We start from the raw sequence: 17,289 nt of genomic DNA, 5'->3' as shown, positions 1-17,289 counted from the left end.
CGTTCGCCTGTTGGGATTGGGCTAGATAGTCAGATCAATGAGGAAGGGCGCTCTGTGCCTGAAGCTCTGCTCCATCAAGTCGGCACAGTCCTCCAGGGTGCTGGCTCTCGCAGCCTCGACACCCATGCCCTTGGCGAGCCTCACCCAGTCGAGATCAGGGTTGGATAGGTCGAGCATGCCCATCGCCGTTGGTCCGGGCTTGGCGCCTACGTTGTCAAGCTCGCCGATCAGGATGTTGTACTTGCGGTTGTTCAGCAGCACGGTGGTGCAAGGCAGCTTCTCTCGTGCCTGCGTCCAAAGCGACTGCAAGGAGTACATAGCCGAGCCGTCGGCCTGTAAGCTGATGACGCGCCGCTCGCCCTTGCCTGCAACGGCAGCACCCGTCGAAACCGGAAGGCCATCCCCGATCGCGCCACCGCCAAGATTGAGCCAGTCATGCGCCGGGGCGGCGTGTGTATATTTGTAGAAATCGCGGCCGAACGAAATGCTCTCGTTCGAGACAATTGCATTCTCCGGCATGACCGCGGCCAGCGTGATAGCCAGCCCTTCCTGTGTCGGTGCGCCCCGCACTAACTCCGGTCGCGGACCGGGGTCGGGGATGGCAATGTCCGGAGCACCCAATTCGTCGACAAGTGCCTGAAGGGCAGCGACGGAGTCCTGCTCAAAACGAGAGAGCACGTGAATTTGGGCGCTTGATGGATATTGCGTCGAGGGCTTGCCCGGATAGGCAAAGAAGCCAACAGGCGCCTTCGCGTTAACAAGGATGATGTGCTCATACTTTGCGAGCACCTGAATCGCGGCGTCAGTGGCGTAAGGTACGCGCTCCAACTGCAAGCGGCCCCGGCCACGCGCCATATGCGCATTTGAATAACTCGCAAGAAGGTGCGCACCGGTCGCTTGTGCAACGCGCCATGCCAGCGGCTGCGACGGCGCGAGAGTCGCCTGATCGGCGAGCAGTACCAGCACATTTTTGTTAGCGCGTAGAACGCGCGCTGCGTTCTCAATTGCTAAGGGATCGACCGGTGGGGTCGGAGGCACGGCCAACCGATCGCCAACGACGCCCCCCCGGATTCCATGAGGCGTCAGCGGGCAGGATCAGGGTGGCGATCTGGCCAGAGGCCGCATTCGCCGCCTGCACTGCAACAGCAGCGTCTCGACCAACTTCGTCGGCACGGATGCTGGTTCGAACCCAGTGCGAGACAGTTCGAGCCATGCCTTCGGTGTCGGCCGTAAGCGGCGCGTCAAAGGGGCGGTGATAGGTCGCCTGATCGCCCACGATATTGACGATGCCGGCACGGGCGCGGCGGGCGTTGTGCAGGTTGCCCATCCCGTTCGCCAGGCCGGGCCCACAATGCAGGAGCGTTGCGGCCGGCTTGCGTGCGATGCGGAAGTACCCGTCCGCCATTCCAGTTACGACGTTCTCCTGCAGGCCAAGAATACAATGGATGCCGGGGACTTTGTCGAGAGCTGCTACAAAGTGCATCTCGCTTGTGCCGGGATTGGCAAAACAGGTGTCGACCCCGCTTCCCAGCAGAGTCTGAACGAGACTCTCAGCTCCATTCATCTCGCGTTGGTCCCACGGGTTCTCTCCAATCGAGAGGAGAGTATGCGAGCCCAAATCATGCTGAAATCTAATTCTTTTTATTCCTCGCATAAGAGCTTGTTATGTGTTGAAGTGGGCAGCAATGACCGACGCCGCCCCATGTCCCGCAACCTAGACGTTGCCCTGCTACGGACCTTCCTCACCATCGCCGAGGAAGGCCAAATGACGGCCGCTGGGCGCAGGCTGCACCTGACGCAAGCCGCAATCAGCCAGCAGGTCCGACGCCTCGAAGAAAGCCTCAACTGCAAGCTATTCTTCAGAGGAAATCGTTCGCTCCGACTGACCCCGGCAGGAGATCGCCTCCTGTCCGGCGCACGCGCCATCGTCAAACTGAATGACGATGTTCAGGCCGAGATGAGCGAGCCGCCCATGCTCGGCGAAGTTCGCTTGGGCGCACCAACTGACATTGTGAATAGCTTTCTTCCCACTGCGCTCCGCGTCTTTGCGCGGGAGTACCCGCGCGTGGAGGTTACATTGGTTTGCCGAACTTCGCCCAAGCTCACAGAAGACTGGCTGAGCGGCGAGATCGATATCGCCATCGTCGAAGAACCGGTCGGCGCTGCAAAGTACTCGGCCTCGAAGGAGTGTCTGTTGGTCGATCGTCCCGTGTGGATCGGCGCGAGGAACGGAGAGGCCTTCAAACGTTCGCCACTGCCCGTGTCGCTTAGCAACAAAACAAACGCGCTACGTCCGGCGATGGTTCGAGCGCTTCAGGAGGGCAAGATCATATTTAGAACCGTTTCCGAGGTCGGCACGATGGAGACCGTGAGCGCCACGGTTAGGACTGACCTAGCCGTTACCGCAGTTCTCAGATCAACCGTGCCCGATGATGTCGACATTCTAGGCGGTCGAGCAAGTTTGCCTGAGCTTCTTCATTTCGAAGTCAATATGCTGGGGTCCAAGGAGCCGTCCGATCCCGTAGCGATGGCACTCTGCAACACGATCAGAGACGCATTTGCACTACAGCGCCGAACCCTCGGCATTGATTGAGCCGGATCGAGGAGCGCCAACCTTTCGGCGTCACAGAGATGCTGCTGACGATAACGCAAGCTATGTTGCAACGGCGACATCGTCCGGAGCGAGCAGAGTGGCCTTGTCGGCATATTCGGCGGTGCGCTTCAACGCCTCGTCACCGCACTGCCGCAAAAGAGGCGCAACATTTCCCGATCGGCTGATGATTGGAGTGATAGATGAGGCGCGAGGTAGTTCTTGGCGTATTGACTGCGGCCAATTTGGTTTTGCTCTTGGGAATCGGGTTGACGCAAGTTTTGCCGGCGACCGCACAGGGCGGCATGGGCATCCTTCGCGGCAGCGCCTTCGAGCTCGTGGACCCCCGGGGGCGGGTGCGCGCCAGCCTGTCCATCCAGCCCGAGGTCGAAGGGGCGAGCGAAACCGTGCTGTTCCGGCTGATCCATCCAAACGGCCAGCCCTCGGTAAAGATCAGTGCTTCGATGACTGGAGCGGGCTTAAGCTTCGTCGGCGGCGACGACGAGAGCTACATTATCCTCGAAGCGGACGGGCCCGAAAGCCGGCTCAAGATGGTGGAGCAGGGCGGGCGCGAGCACCTGGTCTCGCCCTAGCCGCCGCGAACGGTCGTAGTAGCCTTGGCGAGCCCCCGGTGGTCGACGGAGGCGTTCGCGGACCGACGGCAGCAATATCAGAGTGCTCCAGCGGAGACGTAGTTATCACTTTCACGCTGGCGCGCCATTTTGCCATCGGTTCGAACTCCGTCGTTCCACCAAGGCAACGAACAGATCGCTGTCGCCTGCCCGCAATTCGACACCGGCTCAGCAACTTGATGGGCCCTCGGTTGCTCCGCCAAGCAGCTTCACGTTTAGCCGGCCGCCGGTGAACAGCATGTCGTCGAGGGCTTCGGCCAGATCTTTGGAGGTCACAGCCTCTCCATCGCCATGCATGATGCTCGTTTGCGCGGTACGGCGCATAAGCTCCTTGATGAAGGCTGCGCTGACGCCCTTCGTGCGCGCCACAGCCTCGCCCACGATCTTGTCGGAAAGTTTTAGCCCGCCGCCATACAGGCGCACCAGCTTCTCCCGGCAGTCGTCGTCCGGCAGCGGCACCTCGATAGCCTGGTCGATACGTCCCGGCCTCCCTGTGAGAGCATCTTCAAGTTGTTCGGGCCGGTTGGTGGTAAGGATGAACAGGATGTCGGCATTGTCCTTTAGCCCGTCCATCTCGTTGAGTAGGGTGTTGAGGAGAGACTCTTCGCACGGACTCCCCATATTCTCTCGGTCGCGGGCAATGAGGTCCACGTCCTCAATCACCACCGTAGCCGGCTGCAGCAGGCGCGCCAGGGTCATGTATTGCGACAGTAGGCCCATCTGGCCGGCAGTTATGATGAGTGTCGTATGACCAGGGAGATTGGCGGCGAGGTGGCGAATGGTGTGCGTCTTGCCGGTGCCCGGCGGGCCGTAGAGCAAGATGCCCTTGCGCGTCGATTGCCCAAGCTGTCTCAGCGCTTCCCGGCTCTCGATGAACCGGATCACGTTGCGGTCGAGAAGCTTCAGAGTCCGTTCCGGCAGGATGATCGCGTCGCGCCGCACTTGCGGCAAGCGATGGACCATCACGCCTTTGGAGCGGCCGCGATAGTCACCTTCCGTTTCGAGTGAGAGAACTTTGCCGCGGTAGGAGCGCGCGGCATTGATAGCGGCCTCCAACTCAGAGAAGCAGCGGTCCACCAGGGCCACGCCACCCTCGCCGGCCGGCACGGCAATCTCGACGCAGGTTCCGGCCTCGTGACCGTACTCACGGTGAAAGGACAGCACGACCGCGTAGTGCAGATCTCCATCCCGATTGAGCCACAAACCATTGCTGAGACACTTTATTGGTTCGCTTTCGCCGATATCGACATCTTGGTATTGCGCTGCCGAGATGGTGACGGCGAACTGTCCGTCTTTTGTCAGCGCGGCATAGGTCAGCGTCTCGTAGCGATGTTGCTCGTAGAGGCCGAAGAAGCGAACAGGCGAGGTTGAGAACAGTTTGTCGAGCGCTACCTGCACGTCGGCGCGCATATGGCCGGGAAACTGGCGGGAGGTTGCGATGATCTCATCGTGCGCCAGCCCGCCAAAATGCCAGGCGATTGCCTCATAGGCATATTTGAACTTTTTGTCACGCGAAGTCCGCGCCGGATGGCCGGCGGTGGTCGTGTTTTCGGTTCCACTGGGAGCGGTGGTGATACGAAGCGGGTGACCGGCTGCTTTGATGCGCTGCTGCGCTGTGTCCAGCATCGCTTTCGCGATTGCGAAAGGATAGCTGCCGCACACAGCCTCTCCCTCCTGCGCCACTGTCGCGGCGAAGGCCTCGGCCTCCGCCTCCGATCGGTCGAAGACAGAACGAACGAGATCGACGACAAACTCCCACGGAGTCTGGTCGTCATTGTGAATGACAAGCTGCAAATCGACTGCCTCGGCGGGAGTATTGCGCAATGGGATGGCTCACTTCTCGGGCTGTTGGTGACCAACAATATCTGCGCCACGTTGCATGAATTGTTAACGACTTGACCCTTCCATCGCGCGCTTCGTTGACATATATGCACACAAGATATATGTATCTTGCATATTAGACTGATAGCGCACCAATGGACGAGACGGATTTCCTCAGGGGTTACGACCCGAACGCGTTCCAGCGGCCGTCGGTGACAGTCGACCTGGTCCTGCTGGGGGTGCGGAATGGAAAGCCTGCCGTCCTGTTGCTCAAGCGCGATCAGCAGCCTTATCAGGGCCGGTGGGCGCTGCCGGGCGGCTTCGTCGGCATTGACGAGACGCTTGACGCCGCTGCCGAGCGGGTGCTCCGCGAGAAGGCCGGGATCGGCCACGCTTATCTCGAGCAGCTTTACACGTTCGGTGCGGTTGATCGTGATCCGCGCATGCGCATCATCAGCGTCGCCTATCTCGCGCTGCTCACTGAGACGGCCTTCGCCGCCGCGCTGCAGGCGATGCCTGCCCTGCTGCCGGCCGCGATCCAGGTGCCGTGGTCCGGCGAGGCCGGCGGCCCTGTAAGCGTTGTGTCGCCGGAAAACGGGGCGCTGACGCTCGCCTTCGACCATGCCGATATCCTGGCGACGGCGGTGCTGCGGCTGCGCGGCAAGCTCGACTATTCGGATGTTGGCTTCGCGCTCCTGCCCGAATTGTTCACGCTGCGCCAGTTGCAGGATGTGCATGAGGCAATTCTCGGCACGTCGCTCAACAAGCCGGCCTTCCGCCGCCGCCTGCTCGACAAAGGCTGGCTTGCTGCCACGGGCGCCCATGAGGCAGGCACGGCCTATCGCCCGGCAGAGCTTTACCGTTTTCAACGTCCGTAACCGATTGAGGGAGAAACCATCATGGCTACGATCCGCAACTTTGGCTTGATCGCCCAGCTTCGCAGCGAGGCAAGCAGCCACATCATCCGCTATCGCAACGGTCGCGTGATGCAAAATGGCCGCGGCCTGGTCTTTTGGTTCGCGCCTGAAACCGCCAGCATTGCCGAAGTGCCGATGGACGACCGCGAGATGACGCTGTTCGTCAAGGGCCGCAGCCAGGACTTCCAGACCGTCACCGTGCAGGGCACGGTCGGCTGGCACGTCGTCGATCCGCAACGACTGGCCGAACGCGTCGATTTCAGCATCGACCTGAGAACCGGCAGAACGCATGGCGAGCCGATCGAGACGATACAGGCGCGCATTGCCGGCATCGCCAATCAGGCGGTGCAGCAATATCTGGGGCAGGCGCCGGTGCGCGGACTGCTCGATGCCGGCCCCGCGCCCTTGCGCGAGCGGCTGCAGGCGGTGGTTGCCGCCGATCCGGCGCTGACGGATATCGGCGTCGCCGCCGTCACGGTACGGCTCACCAACCTCGTTCCGACAAGCGAGCTCGATCGCGCCTTGCAGACGCCGACCTTCGAGGCGCTGCAGCAGAAGGCCGACCAGGCGACCTTCGAGCGGCGGGCACTCGCCGTTGAGAAGGAGCGCGCCATTGCCGAGAACGAACTGGCCACCCGAACGGAACTGGCGCGGCGCGAGAAGCTCTTGATCGCCGAAGAGGCCGAGAATGCCCGCAACCGCGCCACCGGCGTGGCGGAAGCGCAGCAGGTGGAGGCGGCGGCCGAAGCCGAGCGTATCCGCGCCGTCGAAGGCGCCAGGGCCGAAGCGGAGCGGCAGCGCATCGCGATCTACCGCGACCTGCCGCCGGCCATCCTGCTCGGCCTCGCCGCCCAGCAGCTCGCCGGCAAGCTGGAGAAGATAGAGCATGTCAATGTGACGCCGGACCTGCTCGCCACCGTGCTTGGCGAATTCCGCAAGGGCCAGGCACTCGTCGATGCCCGCTGAAGGGGCGAAAATGGCGGTGAACCGTCCCCGCGCCGTCTTCGTGACGCGTGAGACCGACTACGAGCTTCTGGTCGCGCGCCACGCCACGCGCGATCAGGCTCGCTTCTTCCTGCAGACGCGCGGCCAGCGCATCGAGGATATCGAGGCCCGCCACCATGCCTTCCACGCGGTCCTGGCGGCGGCTCGGGGCTCGGTGCCCGCGAACTGGCGGCAGGCTTTGGTCCGGCGTGCCGACCTTGACCGGTTCCTCTTCGCCGCGGACGACGTCGTGGTGCCGGTGGGGCAGGATGGGCTGGTTGCCAATGTGGCCAAATATCTCGATGGGCAGCCGGTCCTCGGCGTCAATCCGGCACCGGATCTCTATGACGGGGTCCTGGTAAGGATCGGCGTCGGCAGGCTGGCCAGGTTGCTGGCCGCCAGCATCGCTGGCGATGCAGTCGTGGAATCCCGAACCATGGTCGAGGCCGAGCTCGACGGCGGGGAAACGCTTCTCGCGCTCAATGAAATCTTTGTCGGCCACCGCAGCCACCAGTCGGCCCGTTACCGGATCGAGGCCGAGGGCGAAGCGGAGGACCATTCCTCCAGCGGTCTCATCGTCGCCTCCGGCACCGGCGCGACCGGCTGGGCCCGCTCGATCATGGACGCAACGCATCTCGATCTGGAGGTTGGCCGTGAGGAGCACGCGGTCGGCTTCTGGGTGCGCGAGCCCTTTCCAAGCGTGGCCACGGCCACAAGGCTGCGCGCCGGAAAGATCACCGAAAGGCCTCTTCTGATCACCTCCCGGATGAATGAAGGCGGCGTGATTTTCGCAGACGGCATCGAGCAGGACTTTATTGCCTTTGACTGGGGCAGGCGTGTGCGACTGTTGCCGGCCTCCCGAGTGCTGCGTCTTGTCGTCGACCAGTGAGCAGGCCCTCCTAGGGCAACCATCTAATCATCGATCGGGCGGATATCCGCATCGACGACGCAATAGGGCGCGTAGCGGAAATCGCGGATCGCGATCACTTGCTCGTCCAGCCACTCGACCAGCATGAAGCCGCGCACCGCGCCGTCAGGCGTCTGCGGATCACGGATCAGGACCGCCGGCTGGCCTTCGACAAAGCCCAGCGACAACGCCCAGTCACTGGCGCGGTCGTAATTGCCGAAATAAGTCGAGGCCTGCGCCTTGCCGCTGAGGCGGGTGCGGTTGACGACCTCAAGCTGGATATCCTCGGCGATCAGCGCCCTGACCGCATCGAAGTCGCGCGCGTTGAACAGGTCGACATAGCGGCGCAGGCGCCGCTCGTCGTCGGCATCGAGCCTCGGCATGACCGTCTCCTCCGATGCCAGCGCTCTCAACTCGCCCCGGCCGCGATGCAGCGCCGCCTTGGTGGCAGCCAGCGTCGCGCCCGTCACCTCGCAGGTCTCGGAGAGGCTGAGGCCGAGCACATCGACGAGGATCACGGCGCTGCGCTGCGCCACCGAAAGCTGCATGAAGCTGCGCAGGCTGGCTGCAGCGGCGAGCCTTGCGTCGGCAACGGCGGAAGGATCCTCTATCGTCGTCATGTCGGCCTCGGTCATGCGCGACCGCTCCCGCTGGCGCCGGCGCAGATGGTCCTGCGCGGCATTGTGGGCGATGCGAAACAGCCATTGCTCGGGACGTTCGACCACGGCGTTGCCGTCGAGCGCCTGCAGCGCCTTCAGCATCGTCTCCTGCACGATGTCCTCGCCGTCGATCACCGAACCCGACATGCGGGCGCAGTAGCGATGCAGCTTCGGGCGCAGTCCAGCAAGCATCGCCTCCAGTGTCGCGCGGTCGAGTTTTTGTGTGCTCATTGTCCTCGTTCTCCGCGTGGCTGGTCCAGACGCCATACCGGCACCCGTGGTCAGGCCGGCATGACCTCATCGGCATCCGTCAGCATACGATAGTTGCCGACGATTTTTGCCGCCGATCTGCTGAGTGGCCCGGAGCGCCGCTCTGCGTGATCGGCGCTGAACGCCTTGAAGGCATCGAGCCCGGTAAGAGCGGAACTGTCCTTGTCCTGGCCGACGAGATGGACGAACTCGCCAGTCTCCAGCTCCAGCACCAGATAGCGCACGGATTGCGGCTTCGTTTCGTCGAGCGCCTCGAACACCTTCGCCACCAGCGCCCGGTTGTCGGCGATGCTGGCGTCTTTCACGCCGTAGCGGATGAGATTGTAGCCCATTGTTGTCTCCTGATTGGTGGGTCTGCACGAGAAAGACGTTGCGCATCGCCAAAAAGATTCTCGGCATCCTGCGAATCTTTTCGATCGTCTCCGTCGTCTTTCATCGGTCGAGGCCGCGCCGCGGTCTCTGTGATGAGGAGAGACATCATGCATATCCAGTTTGCCGAACTTCCCGTGTTCGACCAGGACCGCGCCAAGGCGTTCTACACCGGTCACCTTGCCTGCCAGCTCATAGCCGACCAGCCGATGGGCGACAGTGGCTGGCGTTGGATCGAGCTGGCATTTCCCCATGCGGTCACCAACCTGCATTTCGTCAGGCGGGCGAACGCAGCGCCAAGCACGGAACCGGTGCTGGTCCTGGTCGACGACAATGTCGAGGCAACGACCGCAGCCCTGAAGGCGCGTGGCGTCGAGATCGTCAGCGAGCCGCAGGAAGCACCGTGGCAGCCGGGCCGCACCGTCGCCGAATTCCGCGACAGCGAAGGCAACCGCATGGTGCTGGCAAGCCGATAATCTGGCGGCGGCATGCCCTCACATCGCGTCGTCGGATCTCGGGTCAACCGCCCCCCGCCACGACGCGCCCGAAGTCGGTACACAAGGCAGTCATCCGCGTTTTAACCCCCAAGCTGCTGCAGCTTACGACAGGCACGCTTCCTGCCTTCTCTGCAGTTTTGGCGACATTGCTCCTTATTGCCATCCCTGCATCGTCCAACGGCTTCCGGTTTAGCAGGTGCGGTCGTTTCCGCTGAACGATTGGCGGAAGGCTTGTTGATAGGCAACGAGGCTTGCGGCCTACGACTGACTTTCTTTGGCAGGATTTTCTTGCGTGGCGGCGCAGGTGCCTCGAACTTAGCAATTCGGCTCTTTGCAATTTGGATGAATGCACCATTCGGAAATGCCGCTAGATAAGCACGATACATCGAGACATCGGATGTATCCTTGATCGATCTCCAAAATTCGAGTTCTGTCGCCGTATTGATGTCTGGCTCATGGAGTGCTGACGGAGACTGATTCGATGCGGCATCTGGGTTGAATGAGAACCCTGGCTCCACCAAGGACGAGTTGCTCCAGGGGACCTGCCTCCCAGAAGTCGCATTCATGACGTCTAACCGGACGCGACGCATAAGAATTTCAATGTCGATTGAAGGAGTCTTCATGCGCTTCACAAGAGAGTCTGCAAAAGGGCTATGATTGGCGGCTCCATCGAGAGCCACATTGCCGGGCTGTGTTGCAAAGCCGATAAAGACTCCCCTGCCAGCATCCAAGGCTCCCAGCCCCTTTCCTATTGCAAGGCCGCGACTCTGACTCTGTCCATTTAATTGCTTAACGAAAGGATTGTCCCGACACGCATCGAGAAGGACGATGGCGGTATTTTCCTCGGCCGTCATGGCTGAAATAATATCTTGCAAGCGCTCAGCTTCTAGAGCCAAGTCCGCCGGACGTTGAAGTGCGGCATCGACAGGCAATAGGTAGTTTTCTCCGTTCGCTTGGAGCCCGTGTCCGGCGTAGTAAAAAAGGGAGACGTCACCCGGCTGCAAGTTTCGCCTGAATTTTCCGATGAGTTCCCTAAACGTTGACGCGTCAGCATCCAGGCCAAGGGTGACCTCAAAACCCATCTCCTCCAAAACTCGAGCGATCGCATTCGCGTCATTCACCCCGTTGCCGAGCGATGGCGCATAGCGGTAGGCAGAGTTGCCGATAACAAGTGCATGTCTGTGGCTGCGCTGGCCGATTTCGACCTGAGAGGATGCCGGTGTCGACAATCCTGCCAGAAAAAGAAGGCACGCGCACAACAAGCAAATCTTGGACATTGCGACGTTCCCGAGTAACGAAGAATATTAGCATTTGTTAAAGCGCGTGGGTACCCACCGTATGAGACGGTCTTGCTTAGGAAAGTATTCAAACTTGCCGGAGGCGGCTCGTTGTGATTCTCCGGGCGTCGTAATGCTTTTTCGGGGATCGACTTCGTCGAGGAAGAATCAATTGCTGGAATGATGCAGCATATGAGGTGCCACCGACTTCACGAGCGTGCAGCAACACCGTTCTATCGTTCAGACCACCGCACCAGCAGCGGCTCGCCCCGCGCTGCGGCCCGAGAAAATACAGCCGCCGAGGAAGGTGCCTTCAAGCGCGGCATATCCATGCACGCCGCCACCGCCGAAGCCGGCGGCTTCACCGACCGCATAGAGCCCTTCGACCGGCTGGCCGTCGGCGCCGAGAACACGGCTGTCGAGGTCGGTCTGCAGGCCGCCCAGCGTCTTGCGGGTGAGGATGTTGAGGCGCACCGCGATCAGCGGCCCGTTTGCCGGATCGAGCATCTTGTGCGGCCTGGCCGTGCGGATCAGTCTGTCGCCGAGATAGGCGCGCGCGCCGCGCAAAGCGGTGATCTGCATGTCCTTCGAGAAGGGGTTGTCGAGCTGCAGGTCACGGGCGCGGATCTGGCGCTCGACCTGCCGGAGTTCGAGCAAAGGCTCGCCGCCGGCCAGAGCATTCATCCGCGCGACAAGCGCCGGCAATTCGGCCTCGACGATAAAATCCTCGCCCTTTTCCATGAACGCCTTGACCGGACCCGGAATGCCCGATGTGGCGCGCCCCAGCACCTGCCGCCAGCTCTTGTTCGTCAGGTCCGGGTTCTGCTCGGAGCCCGACAGGGCGAACTCCTTCTGGATGATTTTCTTGGTCAGGATGAACCAGGAATAGTCGAAGCCGGTGCTCATGATGTGGCTGAGCGTACCCAGCGTATCGAAGCCGGGATAGAGCGGCACCGGCAGGCGCTTGCCGCGCGCGTCGAGCCACAGCGAGGACGGGCCGGGCAGGATGCGGATGGCATGGTCGGTCCAGATGGGCGCCCAGTTTCTTATCCCCTCGACATAGTGCCACATGCGGTCGCGGTTGATAATCGAGCCGCCGGCCGCCTCCGTGATCCCGAGCATGCGGCCGTCGACATGGTCGGGCACGCCGGTGATCATGCGCCTTGGCGGCGTGCCCAGCCGCTGCGGCCAGTTCTTGCGCACCAGCTCGGGATTGGCGCCGATGCCGCCGGAGGCGACGATCACCGCCTGCGCCCTGAGCTCGAAACCGCCTGAAATCTCGCGCGAACTCTTGCGGCCGCGCTCGATAGTGCTTGGTTCCAGGATATCGCCGCGCACGCCGGTCACCGTCTTGCCCGACCGCGTCAGCTCGTTGACGCGGTGGCGGAACCTGAAGCTTATCAACCCGCGCTTCTCGGCCTCGCGCACGCGCTGGACGAAAGGTTCGAGCACGCCGGGGCCGGTGCCCCAGGTGATGTGGAAGCGCGGCACCGAATTGCCGTGGCCGATCGCATTACCACCGCCGCGCTCGGCCCAGCCGACCACCGGAAAGAATTTTATGCCACGCTGCATCAGCCAGGAGCGCTTTTCGCCGGCGGCGAAGCCGACATAGGCCTCGGCCCATTTGCGCGGCCAGAAATCTTCCGGCCGGTCGAAGGCGGCGGTGCCCATCCAGTCCTCGAGCGCCAGATCATGCGAATCGCGGATGCGCATGCGCCGCTGTTCCGGCGAATCGACGAGGAAGAGGCCGCCGAACGACCAGAACGCCTGGCCGCCCAGCGACTGCTCCGGCTCCTGATCGACGATGATGGTCTTCTTGCCGGCCTCCGCCAGTTCTGCTGCGGCGACGAGGCCGGCCAGTCCCGCCCCGACAATGATCACATCCGCATCGTCAGCCATCTTTTTCTCCCCCCAGGCTTTGGAAAAGTATCAGACGTTCTCCCAGCCGTCCTTGCCGCCGGCACGGAAGATGGCGTCGATGACCTTCTGGTTGAGCACCGATTCCTCCAGCGTGAAGACGCGCTCCTTGCCGCCCTGGGCGGCGCGCGCGAAGGTCTCGACCTCCAGCCGGTATTGCTGCGTGCCGGGGAAGCGGAACACTTGGGCTTCCGTGTGGTTCTGGTTGTGCAGCTCGATGCGATGGTGGTCGTAAAGCCCGGCATTGAACGGCGAGAACACCTCGATGAAACCCATCTCGCCGTGGAACACCATCACCTGCCGGGCCGCCATCTGCGTCGACAAATAGAAGGACAGTTCGAAGTCGCCGAAATCGGCACGGATCGAGGAGTAGATGTCGGTGCCGAAACTCTTGTCGCGCTCGATCGTCGCCTGCACGCGCAACGGCTCCTTGCCGGTCGAAAAGCGCGTCGACACCGTCGGATAGACGCCGATGTCGGGCAGCGCGCCGCCGCCGAGATCGAGCTGGTTGCGCATGTTCTTGGGGTCGACATTGTAGTAGGAGAACGCGCCCTGCACATGGCGCAGCCGGCCGATGGCGCCACTGGCGATCAGGTCGCGCACCTTGATCCATTGCGGGTGGTAGGTGACCATGAAGGCCTCGCACACCAGCACTTTTTTGGCGTCGCGCAGCTTGATCAGCGGCGCGATGTCCTTGGCGTCGAGCGCCAGCGGCTTCTCGACCAGCACATGCTTGCCGGCCTCGATCGCCTTGGCCGTCCATTCGACATGCTGCGAGGTCGGCAGCGGGATATAGACGCCGTCGATGTCCTTGGAAGCCAGCAGCTCCACATAGGAGCCGAAGGCATGCGGCGCGCCGAAGCGGTCGGCCAGCGCACGCGCCTTCGACAGGTCGCGGCTGGCGATCGCCGACAGCACGCCGTTCTCCGCCTCGACGATCGCCGGCAACAATTGCTCGCGGCCGATCTTGGCCGTCGACAAAACACCCCATCGGAACATCCGGCTTCTCCATCTCTAATTTGCAGGCGACGAGGTTTGCCCGAAATCGGTGGAAAAGCCAATGCGGGGTGCCGGTTCCTCGCCCCACGAAGTGGGGAGAAGGGTCTTCGTGACGGGCTGAAAGTCGCAGTTGAAGGCGCTTGAACCTCACCCCCGCTCTGCGGGGGCGAGGAATACCTGCGAAGGTAGCGTTCAGCCCCTTCTTCCTGTCAGCGTCATGTCGAAGTTGACGACGTTGGAATAGATCGGCGTGCCGACATCCATGCCGTAGCGCGACCTAAGCACCTTGCCGGTCACGTGGAATTTGATCGTGCCACCCTTGAGGCCGCCGAGTTCGGCGGTGAATTTTTCGGCAAACGTCTTGCCGCGCGCCGTCAGCTGGCCGGTGACCAAAGCCGTCGTGTCGCTGGTGCGTTTGACGCTTGTCGAGCGGAACTTGATTTCGGGGCTGTTGGCCGTGTCGAACACCGCGTCGGAGCGCAGGAAGGCATCGATGCGGTTCTGGCCGGTGCCGACGCTTTCCGGATAGATGGTGAGATTGACCGCCGAGCGCCCGACATCGCTGTTGTCGATGCGGATCGTGCCCTTGAAACGGGCGAAGGCGCCGTCGAAGCCGCCGCCGCCGGCCTTGCCGATGGTGAAGCGGATGCTCGAACCCGCCGGGCTGATCGTATAGCTGCCGGCGGCGTCGCTAAGGGCAACCGCCGCGAAAACAGGCATGGCAAGGCAAGCGGCAAAAGCCGCCAATCCGAGGATGCGCGCATACATGGGTTTTTTCCTTCTGGAGACACGCACTGTCTGCGTCCTCGCCCCATGAACGTATCAGCCGCCCGTCCTATTCCATCTCTTGATCTGACGAAGGTGTGATCATGCGAACGAGCACGCTGTCGCGCAGCCAGAAATGATGCCGCAGCGCAGCCAGCACATGCAGGACGACAAGCGCGATGCCGGCATAGGCAAGATACCAGTGCGCCGCTGCCCAGATGTTCTCCGCCGCGTCCGACATGGCAAGCGGCAGGTTCGGCATGACGAACAGGTTGAACGGCATGCTGGGGATTTCCAGCATCGACACCGAGACCAGCGCCCAGCCGGAAAGCGGCAAGGCAAGCTGGAACGCGTAGAGCGCGAAATGCGCTAGCGGCGCCGCCCGGCGCTCCAAGGCCCCGACCGAGCGCGGCAGCGCCGGCGCCGCATTGCCGAGGCGCCAGGCGATGCGCAGGATGATGAGGCCGAGCAGCAGAAAGCCGAAGGATTTGTGCAGCTGGATCAGCTCGAAGGCCGTGCGCTGGCTCTCGATCCGCACCATGATGAAGCCGAGCGCGAACTGGCCGATGAAGATCAACGCGATCAGCCAATGCAGCGCGATCGCCGCCCAGCCATAGCGGTTCGTGTTGTTGGTGATCATTGTCGCCATGGCCACTCAACGATTGCCGGACCATCTTTCGTCCGATCAGCCACTCATCTTGAAGAAATCGACAAACGCCCTGAGCGCGGGCCGCATCTGCCGTCGGCTCGGATAATAGACGAAGAAGCCGTCGAAGGTCGGACACCAGTCTTCCAGCACGCGGATCAGCCTGCCGTCGCCGATGGTATCGCGGACATAGTCCTCGAAGACGAAGGCAAGACCGGCGCCGTCGATCGCCGCCTGAGCGATCAGATGATCCTCGTCGAGGATCAGCGGGCCTTGAGCAGCAAACTCGATCTCTTCGCCCTCCTTCTCGAATTCCCAGCGGTAGAGAATGCCGCTGGAGAATCGGAAGCGGATGCAGCGATGGTCGGCGAGATCGCCCGGGTGACGCGGTCTGGGCATCCTCGCGAAATAGGACGGCGCACCGACCACCGCGCCGCGGATGTCGGGCCCGATGCGCACCGCGATCATGTCGCGCTGCAGGCTCTCGCCGAGCCGCACGCCGGCGTCGAAGCCGCCTTCGACCACGTCGGTGAAGCGATCCTCGATGACGATCTCCAGCACGATGTCGGGATAGGCCTGGGCAAAGGCGCCAAGCCGGGGCGTCAGCGCTAGGTGGGCAGCCGTGCGCGGCACGGTTAGCCTGAGATTGCCGGCCGGCCGGTCGCGCGCCTCGACCGCGGATTCCAGTGCAAGGTCGATCTCCGACAGCGCCGGCCGCAGCCGCTCCAGCAGCTGCGCACCTTCTTCGGTTGGCGCGACGCTGCGCGTGCTGCGCGCCAGCAGTCGCACGCCGAGCCGCGCCTCCAGGCTGGACACCGCATGGCTGACCGCCGAAGGCGCAATCGCCAGCTCCCTGGCCGCGCCGCGAAAGCTGCCGCATTGGGCGACGGTTGCCAGCACTGCAAGCTGTGAAAGGTGAGTTCGATTCATTGATCTATCTTTTAGAACAACCTGTGCAAACAAGAACCGATTATCGAACGTGAAGCAAGGCGCTATCTCTCCGGCATCGCAACAAGCAAACAAAGGAGACGCGTGATGCAAACCCGCAAGCTAGGCACTGAATTGAACGTCTACCCGGTCGGCCTTGGCTGCATGGGCATGAGTTTTGTTTACGGCGGCCAGGAAGAGAAGGACGCGATCGCCACGCTGCATCGCGCCGTCGAGCTCGGCGTCAACTTCTTCGACACGGCGGAAGTCTATGGCCCCTATGAGAACGAGATCCTGCTCCGCAAGGCGCTAAAACCTTTCCGCGACAGGCTGACCATCGCCACCAAATTCGGCTTCAAGATCCTGGAGGAAGGCAACGGCACCGAGCGCATGGCCGGCGTCGACAGCCGCCCCGAACACGTCAAGGCGGTCGCCGAGGCGTCGCTGAAGCGGCTGGGCACCGATGTCATCGACCTCTACTACCAGCATCGCGTCGACCCCAACGTGCCGATCGAGGACACGGTCGGCGCCATGGCCGAGCTGGTGCGCGAGGGCAAGGTGCGGGCGCTGGGTCTGTCGGAGGCCAGTGCCGCCACCATCCGCCGGGCGCACGCGGTTCATCCGATATCGGCCGTGCAGAGCGAATATTCATTGTGGAGCCGTGACCCGGAGGAAGAGGTGTTTGCCGTCTGCCGCGAACTCGGCATCGGCTTCGTGCCCTACAGCCCGCTCGGCCGCGGCCTGCTCACCGGCACCATCGCCAACCCCGAGGCCTTGAGCGACGGCGACTGGCGCCGCGGCTTGCCGCGCTTCCAGGCCGACGCGATGGCGGCCAACGCCGCGGTCGTCGCTACGCTGGAAAAGATGGCGGCGGAGAAGGGCGTGACCTCGGCGCAGCTGGCGCTCGCCTGGGTGCTGCACCAGGGCGATTTCATCGTGCCGATCCCCGGCGCGCGAAAAATCCGCCATCTCGAGCAGAACACGGCGGCTGCGGGGATCGATCTGAGCCAGACCGAGGTGGCGGCCATCGGCGATGCGCTCTCGCCGGACAAGGTCGTCGGCAAGCGCTACACCGAAGAACTGCTGGCGCTGGTGAATGGGTGAGCGTGATC

16 protein-coding genes and 1 pseudogene are annotated in these 17,289 nt (G+C 62.6%); 7 read left to right on the top strand and 10 right to left on the bottom strand.

Features of this window, described 5'->3' with window-relative positions; genetic code table 11:
• Nucleotides 1-21 precede the first annotated feature (21 nt).
• Nucleotides 22-1,564: pseudogene (locus AC04SI_RS16345) on the bottom strand (acetolactate synthase large subunit).
• A gap of 42 nt (nt 1,565-1,606) precedes the next feature.
• On the opposite strand from AC04SI_RS16345, the gene AC04SI_RS16340 reads away from it, so the two are divergent.
• Entirely contained in the window at nt 1,607-2,593 is a 987-nt protein-coding gene (locus tag AC04SI_RS16340) for a LysR family transcriptional regulator (protein ID WP_488474503.1), read from the top strand.
• A gap of 200 nt (nt 2,594-2,793) precedes the next feature.
• On the top strand, nt 2,794-3,183 hold the full coding sequence (locus tag AC04SI_RS16335) for a hypothetical protein (protein ID WP_192178210.1): 390 nt from the start codon (nt 2,794-2,796) through the stop codon (nt 3,181-3,183).
• A gap of 207 nt (nt 3,184-3,390) precedes the next feature.
• On the opposite strand, the gene AC04SI_RS16330 is transcribed toward AC04SI_RS16335, so the two are convergent.
• On the bottom strand, nt 3,391-5,046 hold the full coding sequence (locus tag AC04SI_RS16330) for an ATP-dependent Clp protease adaptor ClpS (protein WP_404274521.1): 1,656 nt from the start codon (nt 5,044-5,046) through the stop codon (nt 3,391-3,393).
• 152 nt (nt 5,047-5,198) lie between these two features.
• Between AC04SI_RS16330 and AC04SI_RS16325 the strand changes: the two genes are divergently transcribed.
• The 3 genes from AC04SI_RS16325 to AC04SI_RS16315 are packed head-to-tail and all read left to right on the top strand — an operon-like array spanning nt 5,199 to nt 7,833.
• Nucleotides 5,199-5,921: an NUDIX hydrolase gene (locus AC04SI_RS16325; protein WP_404274522.1), complete on the top strand. Its 723-nt coding sequence runs from the start codon at nt 5,199-5,201 to the stop codon at nt 5,919-5,921.
• Between the two features lie 21 nt (nt 5,922-5,942).
• Complete coding sequence (locus AC04SI_RS16320; RefSeq protein WP_404274524.1) at nt 5,943-6,926, top strand: SPFH domain-containing protein; 984 nt, start codon at nt 5,943-5,945, stop codon at nt 6,924-6,926.
• 10 nt (nt 6,927-6,936) lie between these two features.
• On the top strand, nt 6,937-7,833 hold the full coding sequence (locus AC04SI_RS16315; RefSeq protein ID WP_404274525.1) for a diacylglycerol kinase catalytic domain-containing protein: 897 nt from the start codon (nt 6,937-6,939) through the stop codon (nt 7,831-7,833).
• 23 nt (nt 7,834-7,856) lie between these two features.
• Here AC04SI_RS16315 and AC04SI_RS16310 read toward each other — a convergent pair whose 3' ends face one another.
• Together AC04SI_RS16310 and AC04SI_RS16305 are read right to left on the bottom strand one after the other, a co-directional pair.
• Nucleotides 7,857-8,741, bottom strand: a complete 885-nt coding sequence (locus AC04SI_RS16310) for a sigma-70 family RNA polymerase sigma factor (protein ID WP_404274527.1) — start codon at nt 8,739-8,741, stop codon at nt 7,857-7,859.
• Nucleotides 8,742-8,791: 50 nt separating this feature from the next.
• On the bottom strand, nt 8,792-9,112 hold the full coding sequence (locus tag AC04SI_RS16305) for a hypothetical protein (protein ID WP_210328547.1): 321 nt from the start codon (nt 9,110-9,112) through the stop codon (nt 8,792-8,794).
• Between the two features lie 147 nt (nt 9,113-9,259).
• Between AC04SI_RS16305 and AC04SI_RS16300 the strand changes: the two genes are divergently transcribed.
• Complete coding sequence (locus AC04SI_RS16300) at nt 9,260-9,625, top strand: VOC family protein (RefSeq protein WP_488474502.1); 366 nt, start codon at nt 9,260-9,262, stop codon at nt 9,623-9,625.
• Between the two features lie 101 nt (nt 9,626-9,726).
• Here AC04SI_RS16300 and AC04SI_RS16295 read toward each other — a convergent pair whose 3' ends face one another.
• From AC04SI_RS16295 to AC04SI_RS16270, 6 genes are all read right to left on the bottom strand, one after another.
• Nucleotides 9,727-10,923, bottom strand: a complete 1,197-nt coding sequence (locus tag AC04SI_RS16295) for a caspase family protein (protein WP_404274531.1) — start codon at nt 10,921-10,923, stop codon at nt 9,727-9,729.
• 240 nt (nt 10,924-11,163) lie between these two features.
• A complete protein-coding gene (locus tag AC04SI_RS16290) occupies nt 11,164-12,822 on the bottom strand; it encodes an FAD-binding dehydrogenase (RefSeq protein ID WP_404274532.1) in 1,659 nt (552 codons plus the stop codon).
• Between the two features lie 30 nt (nt 12,823-12,852).
• Nucleotides 12,853-13,839, bottom strand: coding sequence for a Gfo/Idh/MocA family protein (locus tag AC04SI_RS16285; protein ID WP_404274534.1), 987 nt, complete (start codon nt 13,837-13,839; stop codon nt 12,853-12,855).
• A 192-nt stretch (nt 13,840-14,031) separates the two neighbouring features.
• A complete protein-coding gene (locus AC04SI_RS16280) occupies nt 14,032-14,607 on the bottom strand; it encodes a YceI family protein (RefSeq protein ID WP_404274536.1) in 576 nt (191 codons plus the stop codon).
• Between the two features lie 67 nt (nt 14,608-14,674).
• Entirely contained in the window at nt 14,675-15,253 is a 579-nt protein-coding gene (locus AC04SI_RS16275) for a cytochrome b (RefSeq protein WP_404274538.1), read from the bottom strand.
• Nucleotides 15,254-15,289: 36 nt separating this feature from the next.
• A complete protein-coding gene (locus tag AC04SI_RS16270) occupies nt 15,290-16,180 on the bottom strand; it encodes a LysR family transcriptional regulator (protein WP_404274539.1) in 891 nt (296 codons plus the stop codon).
• Between the two features lie 105 nt (nt 16,181-16,285).
• On the opposite strand from AC04SI_RS16270, the gene AC04SI_RS16265 reads away from it, so the two are divergent.
• A complete protein-coding gene (locus AC04SI_RS16265; protein ID WP_404274541.1) occupies nt 16,286-17,281 on the top strand; it encodes an aldo/keto reductase in 996 nt (331 codons plus the stop codon).
• The last annotated feature ends 8 nt before the right edge of the window (nt 17,282-17,289 follow it).

The sequence above is a fragment of the Mesorhizobium sp. CNPSo 4689 genome (assembly GCF_057784325.1).
This window is presented reverse-complemented; position numbering and strand designations above follow the sequence as displayed.

Excerpts from the sequence above, each read along its gene's own strand:
- AC04SI_RS16290 (WP_404274532.1), bottom strand. The coding sequence starts at position 12,822 with ATGGCTGACGATGCGGATGTGATCATTGTCGGGGCGGGACTGGCCGGC.
- AC04SI_RS16295 (WP_404274531.1), bottom strand. The coding sequence starts at position 10,923 with ATGTCCAAGATTTGCTTGTTGTGCGCGTGCCTTCTTTTTCTGGCAGGA.
- AC04SI_RS16265 (WP_404274541.1), top strand. The coding sequence starts at position 16,286 with ATGCAAACCCGCAAGCTAGGCACTGAATTGAACGTCTACCCGGTCGGC.
- AC04SI_RS16335 (WP_192178210.1), top strand. The coding sequence starts at position 2,794 with ATGAGGCGCGAGGTAGTTCTTGGCGTATTGACTGCGGCCAATTTGGTT.
- AC04SI_RS16340 (WP_488474503.1), top strand. The coding sequence starts at position 1,607 with ATGCGAGCCCAAATCATGCTGAAATCTAATTCTTTTTATTCCTCGCAT.
- AC04SI_RS16280 (WP_404274536.1), bottom strand. The coding sequence starts at position 14,607 with ATGTATGCGCGCATCCTCGGATTGGCGGCTTTTGCCGCTTGCCTTGCC.
- AC04SI_RS16320 (WP_404274524.1), top strand. The coding sequence starts at position 5,943 with ATGGCTACGATCCGCAACTTTGGCTTGATCGCCCAGCTTCGCAGCGAG.
- AC04SI_RS16325 (WP_404274522.1), top strand. The coding sequence starts at position 5,199 with ATGGACGAGACGGATTTCCTCAGGGGTTACGACCCGAACGCGTTCCAG.
- AC04SI_RS16305 (WP_210328547.1), bottom strand. The coding sequence starts at position 9,112 with ATGGGCTACAATCTCATCCGCTACGGCGTGAAAGACGCCAGCATCGCC.
- AC04SI_RS16275 (WP_404274538.1), bottom strand. The coding sequence starts at position 15,253 with ATGGCGACAATGATCACCAACAACACGAACCGCTATGGCTGGGCGGCG.
- AC04SI_RS16310 (WP_404274527.1), bottom strand. The coding sequence starts at position 8,741 with ATGAGCACACAAAAACTCGACCGCGCGACACTGGAGGCGATGCTTGCT.
- AC04SI_RS16315 (WP_404274525.1), top strand. The coding sequence starts at position 6,937 with ATGGCGGTGAACCGTCCCCGCGCCGTCTTCGTGACGCGTGAGACCGAC.
- AC04SI_RS16300 (WP_488474502.1), top strand. The coding sequence starts at position 9,260 with ATGCATATCCAGTTTGCCGAACTTCCCGTGTTCGACCAGGACCGCGCC.
- AC04SI_RS16285 (WP_404274534.1), bottom strand. The coding sequence starts at position 13,839 with ATGTTCCGATGGGGTGTTTTGTCGACGGCCAAGATCGGCCGCGAGCAA.
- AC04SI_RS16270 (WP_404274539.1), bottom strand. The coding sequence starts at position 16,180 with ATGAATCGAACTCACCTTTCACAGCTTGCAGTGCTGGCAACCGTCGCC.